Origin of the sequence: Vibrio sp. D431a (assembly GCF_030248655.1) — a bacterium.
In the GTDB taxonomy this organism is placed as follows: domain Bacteria; phylum Pseudomonadota; class Gammaproteobacteria; order Enterobacterales; family Vibrionaceae; genus Vibrio; species Vibrio alginolyticus.
The window spans coordinates 1-12,834 of record NZ_JAHGAP010000038.1 but is presented as its reverse complement, the minus strand read 5'-3'; the positions used below and the strand labels follow the sequence as shown (position 1 = coordinate 12,834).

General features: G+C 45.9%; 12 protein-coding genes. All 12 read right to left on the bottom strand.

Annotated features, from left to right (window positions below; genetic code table 11):
* Complete coding sequence (fliG, locus tag KJB35_RS26070) at positions 1 to 1,056, bottom strand: flagellar motor switch protein FliG (RefSeq protein WP_005380470.1); 1,056 nt, start codon at positions 1,054 to 1,056, stop codon at positions 1 to 3.
* Positions 1,049 to 2,791: a flagellar basal-body MS-ring/collar protein FliF gene (gene fliF, locus KJB35_RS26065; RefSeq protein ID WP_005380462.1), complete on the bottom strand. Its 1,743-nt coding sequence runs from the start codon at positions 2,789 to 2,791 to the stop codon at positions 1,049 to 1,051. The genes fliG and fliF overlap by 8 nt, the downstream gene beginning before the upstream one ends.
* Before the next feature lie 14 nt (positions 2,792 to 2,805).
* Positions 2,806 to 3,117, bottom strand: a complete 312-nt coding sequence (fliE, locus tag KJB35_RS26060; RefSeq protein ID WP_005384482.1) for a flagellar hook-basal body complex protein FliE — start codon at positions 3,115 to 3,117, stop codon at positions 2,806 to 2,808.
* A 122-nt stretch (positions 3,118 to 3,239) separates the two neighbouring features.
* On the bottom strand, positions 3,240 to 4,649 hold the full coding sequence (locus tag KJB35_RS26055; protein WP_085569737.1) for a sigma-54 dependent transcriptional regulator: 1,410 nt from the start codon (positions 4,647 to 4,649) through the stop codon (positions 3,240 to 3,242).
* 36 nt (positions 4,650 to 4,685) lie between these two features.
* A complete protein-coding gene (locus KJB35_RS26050) occupies positions 4,686 to 5,717 on the bottom strand; it encodes a PAS domain-containing sensor histidine kinase (RefSeq protein WP_005380459.1) in 1,032 nt (343 codons plus the stop codon).
* 199 nt (positions 5,718 to 5,916) lie between these two features.
* Entirely contained in the window at positions 5,917 to 7,383 is a 1,467-nt protein-coding gene (locus KJB35_RS26045; protein ID WP_005384490.1) for a sigma-54 dependent transcriptional regulator, read from the bottom strand.
* 287 nt (positions 7,384 to 7,670) lie between these two features.
* Entirely contained in the window at positions 7,671 to 8,081 is a 411-nt protein-coding gene (fliS, locus tag KJB35_RS26040) for a flagellar export chaperone FliS (protein ID WP_005380457.1), read from the bottom strand.
* A gap of 12 nt (positions 8,082 to 8,093) precedes the next feature.
* The gene (locus tag KJB35_RS26035) at positions 8,094 to 8,399 is read right to left on the bottom strand and encodes a flagellar protein FliT (protein WP_005380456.1); all 306 of its coding nucleotides are present in this window, start codon (positions 8,397 to 8,399) and stop codon (positions 8,094 to 8,096) included.
* A gap of 3 nt (positions 8,400 to 8,402) precedes the next feature.
* Entirely contained in the window at positions 8,403 to 10,397 is a 1,995-nt protein-coding gene (gene fliD, locus KJB35_RS26030) for a flagellar filament capping protein FliD (protein ID WP_017635955.1), read from the bottom strand.
* 21 nt (positions 10,398 to 10,418) lie between these two features.
* Positions 10,419 to 10,853 (bottom strand): flagellar protein FlaG, encoded by a 435-nt coding sequence (gene flaG / locus KJB35_RS26025; protein ID WP_005384493.1) that lies wholly within the window; start codon positions 10,851 to 10,853, stop codon positions 10,419 to 10,421.
* 92 nt (positions 10,854 to 10,945) lie between these two features.
* A complete protein-coding gene (locus KJB35_RS26020; RefSeq protein ID WP_005380449.1) occupies positions 10,946 to 12,076 on the bottom strand; it encodes a flagellin in 1,131 nt (376 codons plus the stop codon).
* Positions 12,077 to 12,364: 288 nt separating this feature from the next.
* Positions 12,365 to 12,834: flagellin (locus KJB35_RS26015; RefSeq protein ID WP_285460074.1), on the bottom strand; the 470-nt coding region annotated here is incomplete at its 5' end.

Here is a 12,834-nt window from a genome sequence, read left to right as displayed (position 1 = left end):
TTATAAGAATTCGTCAGCACCGCCAGATAGCATAAGCTCACCAGCATCCGCCATTCGACGGGCAATTGCTAAGATTTCTTTCTGAGCGGCTTCTACATCTGCCACTCGTACTGGCGGCATCGCTTCTATGTCATCACGCATCATATCAGCAGCACGTTTAGACATGTTCTTGAAGACTTTCTCACGTAACGAGTCATCTGCACCTTTGAGTGCTTTTTGCAACACGTCTTGTGGTACGTCACGCAGCAACTTCTGAATACCTTGGTCGTCCACCTCGACTAAGTTTTCGAAGACAAACATTAGGTCTTGGATTTGCGTCGCCATGTCTTCGTCCTGATCGCGAATTTGTTCCATCAACAAACCTTCGACGTTGTTGTCTAGGTAGTTCATGATCTCCGCTGCTGCTTTCAGGCCGCCAATTTTGGCTGCTTGTGCACCCGCTTGACCCGCGAACTGTTTCTCCATGATTTCGTTCAGCTCTGCCAATGCTGATGGCTGAACTTCTTCAAGGTTGGCAATACGCATCATCAGATCCAAACGCACGCGCTCAGGGAACTGAGACAAAATCTCTGCAGATTGGTCTGCTTCTAAATAAGACAGTACGATAGTTTGAATCTGTGGGTGTTCATTGACAATAATGCTCGCCACTTGGCGTGGGTCCATCCATTTCAAAGAATCCAAACCCTTTGAGCCCGTACCAAGTAGGATCTGGTCAACTAAGTTGTTGGCTTTGTCTTCACCAAGAGCGGCAACCAATGCATTACGCATAAAGTCTTCGCTGCCCATACCAATGTTGGTGTATTTCTGGATATCCTCCAAAAACGCACGATGAACAGCAGATACCTTGTCTTGGCTGAGATCCTTCGCGCGAGCCATCGCACTACCAACACGCTGAACCTGTTTTGGTTCTAGGTGACGGATAATGCCAGCTGCATCTTGTTCATTAAGGCTCAGTAGCAAAATTGCCGCTTTTTCTTCGCCAGTAATGGTTGAAACATCCAGCTCTACTGGCATTCCCGCGGCGTTGTCATCTTGAGGTACGATATCGTTAGCCATTGTCATTCATCCAGTTTTTCACTACTTGAGCAGCCAGTTCAGGTTCATTCGCAACCAGAGCGCGAACCGCTTTCAATACATCTTCATCTTTATGAAGGTTTGGCAAATCAATACTTGAGCCAAACTCGAACAGTTCGCTGCTTTCGATGTCACTGCCAATCAAGCTAGTTTCACCATCCGCACCAATCGGCAAGCCGTCTGGTCCGTACATTTCGTCTTCATCATCGCTGGTAGGGTTAAGCAATTTCTTCATTGCTGGGCGAACCAGAACCAACACAACCACAATAATCACTAATGCACTTGCGAACCAACGAACCCAATCACTGAAGTTAGGGTGCTCCCAAATTGGTGGTTCTTCTAGCTGCTCAGCCTCTGGCTCAGCAAACTTTACACTCAATACATTCAGCAAATCGCCACGGCCTTGATCAAAGCCAACGGTACCAATTAATACTTGGCGAATGGCATTGATTTCAGATTCGGACATTGGGGTATAAGTCACTTCACCCGTATCAGGGTTAACTTGACGACGGTCTTTAATCGCAACAGAAACGGTCTGACGAGCCACTGTCCCGGTCTGCTTTCGCTCGTGGCTGATGGTCGTATCAAGTTCAAAGTTACGCGTGGATTCTTTACGAACTGAACCCTGCCCCATGACAGAACCATCTTTCATTTGAGCCACATCTTGCGGAATTGAGGCATCCGCTGGAGGCTGATTACTCAACGCACCCGGAATACCCGCTACCATGTTACCGTTATTGTAATCTTCGAGTGCGTACTCACTGCGAGTCGCAGGGGTGTTTGGATCAAAGCGTTTGCGGGTTTGTTCAACCGCACTGAAGTCCATTTGGATATCAACCTGCGCCGTATAGTTGCCATAACCTAAAATGGGTAATAGTACGGAATCAATTTTTTCGCGCAGCGCTTGCTCTTGGCTGCGTTCTAATTCTTGTTCTTTGCGTCGCGCCGCAGAAGCGGGATCTTGGGAGCCTGAGCTGAGTAAGCGGCCATGCTGATCTGTGACGGTAATTCGAGAAGTTTTCATTCCCGGCACAGCACTAGCCACCATGTCGACAATAGAATCCACTTCTTGTTGCTTAAGGTTCGTGCCTGTCGACAATGTCAAAAATACCGACGCAGACGCTTCTTGGTTATGACGCACAAACACGCTGTGCTTTGGCAGTGCCAATAACACTCGTGCTTTGCGAACTTGCTTCATTTCTTCAATTGCTTGAGCCAATTGGCGCTCTCGACTGAGTTTGAGACGCTCTTGCTCGAGACGTTGTGAAACACCAAAACCCATGTCTTGCAGCAAAATATCATCGCCCGCTTCTGTAGCTTGGTTAACGCCGGAACGAACCATGCCAAGTTTGATCGAGTTGTACTCACTCGATTCAACAGAAACAGTATTGCCATCAAGCTTATAATTGATTTTCTGCTGGTCCAGATAATCCAGAACGGGGATCAATTCTTCGGTCTCATACGCACCAAGTGGGCGCATTTCCGGTTCTTTGACCCAAAAGAACAGCATCACGATCAATGCAACACAGATGGATATCGACAGCACAAGCACAACCTGACGAAGTAAATCGAGGTCGCCCACTGCCATATCGAATTTTGACGCACTACGCTCCTCTAGATCTGGATTTTGACTCTCCACATCCACATCGGAACTTGCTACCAGTGCACCATCTGAGCCGCCTTCAGTGACGGTTAAATCTGTAGACTTGTCTGCCACACTTATTACCTAAATTACACTGGCATGTTCATGAGATCTTTATATGCCTCAACGAGTTTATTGCGAATTTGAACCGTCGCATCAAAAGCGACACTAGACTTGTTACGAGCGATCATAACGTCAGAAAGGGATACATCGGCATCACCACGATCAAAACGGGTTTGTAAATCACCAGATGCTTTTTGAAGTGTGTTTACGTTATTGATGGCTTTAGTTAGGAGATCGTTAAAATCTGCTCCAACTTTCGCCCCACTTGCAGTAGGAGCCGTATTGGTTGCTTCTACCATCATGGCGCGCATTTCTGCCTGAATACCATCAATTTTCATTAGCACCTCTAAGCCAAAAGATTGACTATTAACAAAACTGATTATTGACACAGCAATTAACGTGCCATAAGACATTAGCAATCAATTTACTTACACTTTTCGTCTTATGGCCGTTGTCTGTGTTAATTCGGGATATCTATACCAGCATCACGCATTTTGGCAAGCTTATAGCGCAAGGTTCGAGGGCTTATACCCAGTTTCTCCGCCATTTCTTTGCGTCGACCATTACACTCAACCAAAGTCTCCAAAATAATGGCGTATTCTTGATCGCGCAGCTCGCTGCCTAAGCCTTCTCCACCAGTTACTGGGCGGCTGACACTCTCAGCTTGAGCAACTGGCTTAACATTGGGCACGACCATATCTGCATTTTGCACCACGTGTTGTAAGCTATTGGCATCTTGCCAATCTACGCCCTCAAGCAAAATGTGCTCAGCATCGATGTCGCCATTTTCACTTAATATCAGCGCTCGTTGAACCACGTTATCCAACTCACGAACATTACCCGGCCAAGGGTATTGCAATAGTTTTTCTAACGCAACGCTCGAGAATTGAGGCACTGGCATGCCCATTTTACTGCAATGACGCTCAGCAAGATGCTTGGCAAGCGGTGCAATATCGCCTTTACGTTCTTTAAGTGCAGGCCACGCAATTGGGAATACATTCAGGCGGTAATATAAGTCCTCTCTGAAGTTTCCTTCTGACACGTATTGCTTAAGATCACGGTTACTCGTCGCTAACACACGAACATCTAACTTGATGCTTTTGCGACTGCCTAGGCGCTCTACTTCTCGCTCTTGCAAAACACGCAACAACTTCGCTTGCAGGTTCAGGTCCATTTCGCTGATTTCATCAAGCAAGATTGTGCCACCTTGTGCTTGTTCGAACTTTCCTGGGCATGCCTGAACAGCACCAGTAAATGCGCCCTTTTCATAGCCAAACAGTGTTGCTTCGAGCATATTGTCAGGAATCGCGGCACAGTTAATTGCGACAAAAGGACCATTTTTACGATTCGACGCGTTGTGAATATAGCGCGACATCACTTCTTTACCTGAGCCACTCGGACCTAGCACCATAACATTCGCATCTGTACGTGCCACTTTATCGGCCAACGCGAGTAAGCGCAGACTTTTCTCATCAGCAACGATAGCATCACCGTTGTCATCACTTTTTATCGGTGCATAACGACTGACCATATTTAGCAACACTTCTGGTGCAAATGGTTTCGCCATGTAGTCGATCGCGCCATCTTTCATTGCAGACACGGCATCTTCAATGTTGGCGTACGCCGTCATTAGCAATACTGGTAAGTTAGGCCAATTCTGCTTGATGCTTTTGAGCAGAGCTAAGCCACCCATACCCGCCATTTGCACATCAGAAACGACGATATCAACCGTATTCGATTTCAGCTTTAACAGTGCATCTTCAGCACAGTCCGCTTCCAACCACTCATACCCTGCCAGAGCCAGAGTATCGACTAGGGCTTCACGAAGACCTTCATCGTCTTCTACGATCAGCACTTTGCTTTGCGCCATTATGATTCTCCAGAAATTGTTATTACCAAAAGCCGCTTATTGCGCTTCTGTTTGCACTCGCTCTAGCGGAATGCACATGGTGAAGCAGGCTCCATCACCCTGCTCTGAAATAAGTTCCAATCGACCGTCATGGGCACGGCAAACCATTTGAACAACTGCCAACCCTAATCCAGTTCCTTGAGAACGTGTGGTAAAAAATGGCTCCATGATTTTGGCTTGCAGTTCTTCGGGCACACCCGGTCCGCTGTCTTGCACAGAAATGCGTAACTCACCATTTACCGGGCGGAAAAAAATATCGACTTGCGATTCTTTACCAGACATTTGAATCGCGTTCATGACCAGATTACTTAATGCGGATGCAATAGCGTTCGCATTGCCTAGTAGTTCAGTTTGTTCTTCTTCCACTTCTAGGCAGTAATCAATACTGTTGTTTTTTAGCGCGGTTTCGACCATCGGCTGGTATTCCGCTACCAACTGGGCAATCGTAAATGGCTTAATGACTTTATTATCACCACCTTTAGCAAAAAGCAGCATATCATTAACCTGCTTTTCCAAATCGTGCAGTCGATCCATTAATTTGGTTTGGAAGCGATCTTTTGTCGCTGGAGGAAGATTTGGCGCTCCCAAATTGGATGCATATAACATAGCGCTCGACAGCGGCGTTCTTACTTGGTGAGCAAGCGACGCAACCATACGTCCTAACGACGATAAGCGCTGCAAATCACTGACACGAGCTTGAAGTAAACGGGTTTCGGTTAAATCGGTAATCAGGATCAATTGACCTGTTGTGGACGCCGAGATGGCGAGTCGAACTTTACGGCCATTACGTAATGAAACTTCGTGGCCATCATCTTCACGTGGGTCAAACACCGCCTGGATAACGTTGAACCATTTTTCGTTAACCAGTGGAATCTCAAGAATTCGGTGCGCTTCTGGATTTGCTTCACGCACTACTCCGTACGTATCGAGCAAAATCACTCCAGCAGGCATCACATCGAGCACCTGTTTGTAGCGCTCAACCTGATTCTCTACGGAATCTAAATGGGATTGATTGGTGTTGTTATCCATTACTGCCTGTCGAAATATCGCCGCTAAAACTAAAATAGCTTGGTAAGCAATTAGCGTACCAAGCTATTTTTTATATTTATCAGGACGTTAAGCTATCGACAATAAGTTGACACTCAGAGATAACGGTTTTGGATGCCAGAAAAGCGATGTTAACCAGCCCAAGTGATTATTCAGATATCGTCTTAAAACTTCACTTTACCTAGCGCTGTAAGTTGTACTTACGCATTTTTTCCACCAGCGTAGTACGTCGCATACCCAGCATGTCGGCCGCTCTTGCAACAACGCCTCCCTGCGCTTCTAATGCTTGGCTGATCATATTAACTTCTAAATCAGCCAGCAGCTCTTTCAAATTAACCCCTTCCGGTGGCAGCGCTTGCGGGGCGTTCATGCTGTGATCAAGGTCGTCTTGATCTTCAAAGCTAAAATCTTCAGAGAAGATATCTTGGAATACATCACGCTCTTGCTCTTCCACCGAAACAAATGGATTGCTCTCTGGTTGGAACTCTGGGATGTCACTGTAGCGATATTTGGTTGGTAGATGGTTTACATCCACCAAGCTATTTGGATACAGAATAATCATTCGCTCAACAAGATTAGCCAACTCGCGTACGTTGCCCGGCCAGTTATGCTCCATCAGTGAGTTGATTGCACGAGGTGTAAAGCAGATAGGTTGTCCGCCTTCCGCCTCTAAACGTGTCATCAGTTCTTGCAGCAGCAATGGTATATCTTGTTTGCGCTCTTTCAGCGCTGGCATCTCAATTGGAAACACGTTCAGACGATAGAACAAGTCTTCTCGGAACGTACCTTCTTCAATCATATTTTCTAGATTACGGTGTGTCGCCGCCACAACTCGAACATTTACCTTGATGGTACTATTGCCACCTACACGTTCAAAGCAGCGTTCTTGCAATACACGAAGCAACTTTACTTGCATCGACATTGGCATATCGCCAATCTCATCAAGAAAGATAGTGCCACCGTCTGCGAGCTCAAATCGACCTTTACGGGCAGTTAACGCACCAGTAAACGCGCCTTTTTCGTGACCAAATAATTCGCTTTCTAGGAGCTCAGGCGGTATTGCACCACAGTTAATAGGTACAAATGCGCCATCGCGGTATGAAGAATGATAGTGGATGTTACGCGCAACAACTTCTTTACCCGTACCGGACTCACCTAAGATCAACACGTTTGCTTCCGTGTTTGATACTTGCTCAATCAGGTGTCGAACTTCTTGAATACCTCTACTTTGACCAACTAAGCTGCGAAAAAGCGTGTTTTTGCGTGCACTAGCAACAACATTCACTCCTTTTCGCCCCAGAAAATCTTTGCAGTGGCGTAACGCTTCACTAAGCTGTGGGTAATTAAGCGGCAGCTCTAGTTCACCAACAAAATTTGGAAGATCATCAACAGGCAAAGGAAAACGGCCCATGACTAGAAGAGGGATGTGGTAAGCGCTGTTTAAATGAGAGATAACCGTACTCGCCGCTTGACCTGCTGGAATATTACCAACAATACAGCACGACCATACGCTAGACCAATCAACATCGCTGAGCTGATCAGAACTGACCGCTTCGCAATTTTCTCCAACAAATTCCAATATATTGCTTAAATTTAAACGACTTGATGCGTCATCATCAATTACAAGCAGCTTTGCCAAACCATGCATAAGTAAGAATGATTGCCTTTATTTTAGGTGCGTTGCGGCCAAACCTTGATTTGCGCAATTGGGTGCTAAAGAAGGCAGAACCACCACACTCAATTTACGATAGACAAAATAGGAAAATCAGCAACAAAAAAGCCATTAGGGCTACTAATGGCTTCTATTTTATTTGAATATAAAAATAAGGCAACCAAGCAATGGAGAGGTGTGAGCTTGATAGAAACTTTGCTACACAACTCGTTGCGCAATTGACAAATATATTCGTCTAGTATCTTAACGCATTGTTTTGACTATTAAATACCAACTTCAGCAGCGGTAAGATTATGAAACTCTGTTGGGATTTGGTCCCAAGCGGACTTGATCTCACGGATAATGTCGATAACGTCGTCGATCAGCTGAGGCTCATTTTGATGGTTAGCAGCAGAAATTTGCGTGATCATAAACTCATACAGTGAATCTAAGTTTGAAGCAATATCACCACCGTCATCCATAGATAGACAGCTGCGTAGCGCGATAATGATGTCTAACGCTTTACCTAAGCGCTCACCTTTTGCTGGAATATTGCCTGCTTGCATGGCTGCTTTACCTTGAATAAGGCGCTCAATCGCACCAGCCATAAGCATTTGAATGACTTTGTGCGGAGAAGCCGCGCTAAGCTGGCTGTCGACTGATACCTTTTTGTATGCTTGCAAAGAACCGCGCATAGTAATCCTCTTTTAAATAAATTTTTTGTACTGCTGAAGTGAACGCTGGCCATAACGAAACTTATGGAGCTCTTTTCCGACCTTTGACGTTTCCGATTGCATCAGCTCGACAATTCTTTTGGTACGAGTTAGCAATGCTTGCCACTCTGCATCCTGCTTAACCAAAGGATTTTGATGAATAATTGGTAACAGGTTTTGCAATAACCGTTCCCTGATATCGACCAAGCGAAGAATTTCTTCAGCATTAAAATCAATTTTTTCTAATTCTTGCGTAATTAGTTGATCTATATCACTAATTTCCATGAGTTCTTTTTGCATTTATTAACCCAACGCACTCATCAAAGCGCCTAACTGGCCTTGCATTTTACCGGTCGCATCTTGCATCGCGGTAAACTTCGCATGAGTACGCTTCTCTAGGCTTTCCATGCGGCGATCTAATGCCGCTTGATCGTCACTCAAACGGTAGTTTTGTTCTGTGAGACTTTTTTCTCGAGTACGAATACTGCCTGTAATACCTGTGATACCGTGAATCGCATCTTCTACTCGTTTAGCAAAACCTGTGTTGCCACCGAAGAACTTTTCTAACTCGTTGAAGTTATTGTTCAACTGGCGGTCTAGCATGTCATAGTTGATTTCTAGGGTGCCTTGACGTGTGGTCGTAATGCCAAATTCTGTTAAGGACTTTAGGTTTTCAGGTGCTTTATCGATTCGAGTAGAAAAGACCGATTTTAATCGTGAATCTGCACTGCGTACGGTGCTGTCACCTGACAACGGCCCTTTTTGGCCAGTTACCGGATCCACACTCGCCAACGCTTGGGAGGTTTGATAAAACGAGTTATACGCTGCCACAAAGTTTTCGATATCGTTGCGTACACTTTGACGGTCGTACTCGACACCAATTTCAGCAGGCGGTTTATTCGGTTCTGATTTGCCTTTTAGCGTTAAATCAACACCTTCGATCGCATCTTCAATCACATTGTTGTGGCTAGATAGCTTTGCCACGCCATCAAGCAGAACTTCTGAATCTTGCCCTGCTTGTACTTCTGTCATTCCAAGGTATTGTTCAAAAGCAGATTGTGCCTTTGCGATTTTCGCTTCTGCTTCATCAATTTTTTCCAGACGCTCACGTTCTTGAGGATCAAGTTTAGCGCGATGAATTTGCTTAGCTTGCGCTTCGGAAAGTTCACCACGTGCCACTTTTTCGTCTAACGCTTGCTTTTCACTCGCAATTTTTTGCTCGATTTCCGCTTTTTCTTGCTCGAGAAGCTGCTTAGCCTCTTTCGTCGTAACGTAAGAATCGGTTAGGGTGCCCGATGCGGCATTATTCCAGCCTGGTACATCTGGTGCCTTCTCTATTGCCTTTTCGTCGAGTTCGAGCTCTGGTTCTTCATAAGAGTCCAACAAAGTACCTGACGCAGTTTCTGTCCACCCTGGAATTCTGTCTTCAGGGCGTAAACTCGCGCGTCGGTTGGCTTCATCAATGGCTTCTTGACCAGCTTTGGCTGCTTCTGCACCCGCCGCAGAGATTGGCGCTTGCGATGCATCATCTTGTACATCGTCTGCCGCTTTTTGCTCTTCTGGAGGTAGAGGATTGCCGTTTGCATCTAGCTCTTCTGCTGGTTGTTCCGGAAATTTAAGAGGACCTAAGACATCTTCCGCCGCTGAACGAGCTTCTTCAAGCGCGTTGACGCGGTCTTCAAGTGTTTGGTATTCGAAGTATTTAAGAGGGTTGCCTTTTTCGGCCTCCACACTGACTCTGATTTGATGATCCTTACCAGAGAGGTTAGAAGCAAGGATAAGGCGTGGACCTTCGACGTCGTTAATAAGAGATGCACGAACGCCAGGGTTATCTTTAGCGCCATTGATGCCGCGTACGACATCGATGAGCTTAGATCGGGAACGAACATCGATATTAAAACGCTCATCACCAAGCGAAATCTGCAGCTTACCAGGGCCAAATTTTGCGTCTTCTGGCAATACGTCAGAAGCGACTTTGTGGCTCTGAGCAAGCTGCAACACATCGATAGCATATTTGCCAGCGATAGCATCTGTGGTTGCCGTGGCAGATACGATATTGTCATCGGTCGTTTCGACAGTGCGAACGGCAAATGCTTTCTCCTGGCGAAAGTTCGCCATGAGATTTTTCATCGTATCCAATGATTCTCTGAGTCGTCCGTAAGCACTGATACTGGCATTAATTGTCGTGCGTTCGTTGTCGATGCGTTGCTGCTTTGGTACGCGTTCGGCATCCACAATTTTGCTGACCATGGAATTAATATCCATGCCGCCAGACATCCCCAAAGGGCCTAAACTCATCAAATCACCTCTAAAAACGACTTACACTTTTTCAGTCAACAACCCGCTGTTGGCTGTGTGCTCAGCTAGGCGACGCAATACCACTAGCATTTCTTCATCAGGAATTTGACGAATCACGTCACCGGTATTGGCTTCATAAATCGTCACCACATCTCGTCCGGATTCTTCATCCACTCGAAATGCGACTCCTTTGTTTATGGACGTTACAAATTCATTCATTTGTGCGACCAATTTTTCACGTTCTTCTTTGTTCAGTTCTTGACGGCTTTCAGCCATCTCGATCGCAGCTTGAACAGAGAAGTCGTATTCGGTGTTTTTCGCTTTTTGCGGCGAAATCTCACCATTTGAATTTGCTGGGCTAGACGTGCCTATATCATTGCCATTTTTATTTGCAAACTTTGTGCCATTTGGCGTGCCGTAAGGCTGGATGTTCGATGCGTAGGAGGATATATCCATTACAATCTCCCTTCCACCTTATGGGCTAACGATAGAATCTATCGCTTTGGTGCCCCAGCACTAAGGTGTTGACCTCAGGCTGGGTTTACCACTTAGCCCAACAAGCTTAGCGCTGCAGATGGAGACTGCTTCGCTTGAGCCAGGATTGAAGTACTTGCTTGCTGAAGAATTTGCGACTTAGTCATCGCAGTGGTTTCCTTCGCGTAATCAGTATCTTTAATACGGCTTTTAGACGCGTTAACGTTCTCGTTAATGTTGTCTAGGTTGCTGATTGCGTGGTTGAAGCGGTTTTGGAAAGCACCGAGTGAAGCTCGTTGGCTGTCTACGGACTTAAGAGCGCCGTCGATAACCGCTACTGCTTCTTGAGAGCCAGCTACTGTGGTTACGTCGATGTCTTTCACTGTTACGTCTTTCGGACCACCAAAGCCGATCTCGTCTGCTAGGTTGCCAGAAAACTCAACATCACCTTCAACTTTTTGAGAAGAAGCAAATACTTGTAGTTTGCCATCTTCGCCAACAGAGGCTTTTACATCATCGTTTTGACCGTTGATGTATGTCGCTAGCTGTTCAATATCATCGCCTTGCTTAGCGCTGATTGATAGCTCTTTCTCTTCACCCTGCTTGTTGGTGTAGCTCATTTTGAACTCTGTTTTCTCACCAACAGTCCAAGATGCGTCTTTACCCTCTTCTGCTGCGTAGCTCTTACCACCCATTGCTGAAGTGTCTGAGCGTAGGTTACCCATAGAAAGCATCACTGCTTCACCTGAGTCCGCCCCGATTTGGAAAGATTGAGTACCGTAAGTACCGTTTAGAAGCTTGTTACCACCGAAAGAGGTAGTTTCAGCAATACGGTTTAGCTCGTCGTTTAGCGCTGTTACTTCTTCTTGGATCGCTACACGTTCTGCTTTTGAGTTAGAGCCGTTCGCCGATTGAAGCGAAAGATCACGCATACGTTGTAGGATGTTGGTAGATTCATTCATTGCACCTTCAGCAACCTGTGCAATAGAAATACCGTCGTTTGCGTTTTTCACTGCCATGTCTAGGCCACGGCTTTGTGCATTCAAGCGGTTTGAAATCTGTAGACCTGCAGCATCGTCTTTCGCGCTATTGATTTTATAACCCGAAGACAAACGCTCCATTGATTTTTGTTGACCGTCAGCTGCCTGGTTTAGGTAACGCTGTGCAGTCATCGCAGAAACGTTAGTATTAACGTTAATCGCCATAATTGATCTCCTTAAGGCTTTAGTGAATGTACCGTCGTGTCTCTCACCTCACTTAGGTACATCTCATTTCTCTCAGTCCCTTTAACGGCGACCGATGAATATCCTTTAGAAGAAATTTTCAATTTTTTGCGATTATTTTCTTTGGCTTACTGAAATGTGATGCAGCTCTAATGTCGTGATTCGCAGAAATCCTGGGGGCCCAAAAGACAGAAAAAAACCCAGCCGAAGCTGGGTTTACTCGCTCATCTCTCACCACGAGCCAATGAGGTTCTCGTCTTAGGTTTGAAATTAACCTAGCAGACTTAGCGCTGAGTTTGGCGCTTGTTTCGCTTGCGCAAGGATTGAGCTTGACGCTTGCGATAGAATTTGTGATTTGGTCATTGCCGTCGTTTCTTTCGCGAAATCTGTATCTTTGATACGGCTCTTCGACGCATTCACGTTCTCGTTAATGTTGTCCAAGTTGCTGATTGCGTGGTTGAAACGGTTCTGGAATGCACCTAGCTCTGCGCGGTGGCTGTCTACGTATTTCAGTGCCGCATCGATGATAGCAACAGATTCTTGTGCGCCACCAACTGAGGTTACGTCGATAGTATCTACCGTTACTTTTTTGCCTTCGCCCAAACCTAGTTCACCAGATAGACCGCCTGAAAACTCGACCTCGCCCTCAACTTTGTTGTTGCCAGCGAAGATTTGCAGTTTACCGTCTTGGTCTACTGACGCTTTCACTAGGTCAGTTTGGCCGTTAATGTAAGTCGCAA

Coding starts and splice junctions, on each gene's coding strand:
- fliG (WP_005380470.1), bottom strand. CDS start 1,056: ATGGCTAACGATATCGTACCTCAAGATGACAACGCCGCGGGAATGCCA.
- fliE (WP_005384482.1), bottom strand. CDS start 3,117: ATGAAAATTGATGGTATTCAGGCAGAAATGCGCGCCATGATGGTAGAA.
- KJB35_RS26055 (WP_085569737.1), bottom strand. CDS start 4,649: ATGGCGCAAAGCAAAGTGCTGATCGTAGAAGACGATGAAGGTCTTCGT.
- KJB35_RS26050 (WP_005380459.1), bottom strand. CDS start 5,717: ATGGATAACAACACCAATCAATCCCATTTAGATTCCGTAGAGAATCAG.
- KJB35_RS26045 (WP_005384490.1), bottom strand. CDS start 7,383: ATGCATGGTTTGGCAAAGCTGCTTGTAATTGATGATGACGCATCAAGT.
- fliS (WP_005380457.1), bottom strand. CDS start 8,081: ATGCGCGGTTCTTTGCAAGCATACAAAAAGGTATCAGTCGACAGCCAG.
- KJB35_RS26035 (WP_005380456.1), bottom strand. CDS start 8,399: ATGCAAAAAGAACTCATGGAAATTAGTGATATAGATCAACTAATTACG.
- fliD (WP_017635955.1), bottom strand. CDS start 10,397: ATGAGTTTAGGCCCTTTGGGGATGTCTGGCGGCATGGATATTAATTCC.
- flaG (WP_005384493.1), bottom strand. CDS start 10,853: ATGGATATATCCTCCTACGCATCGAACATCCAGCCTTACGGCACGCCA.
- KJB35_RS26020 (WP_005380449.1), bottom strand. CDS start 12,076: ATGGCGATTAACGTTAATACTAACGTTTCTGCGATGACTGCACAGCGT.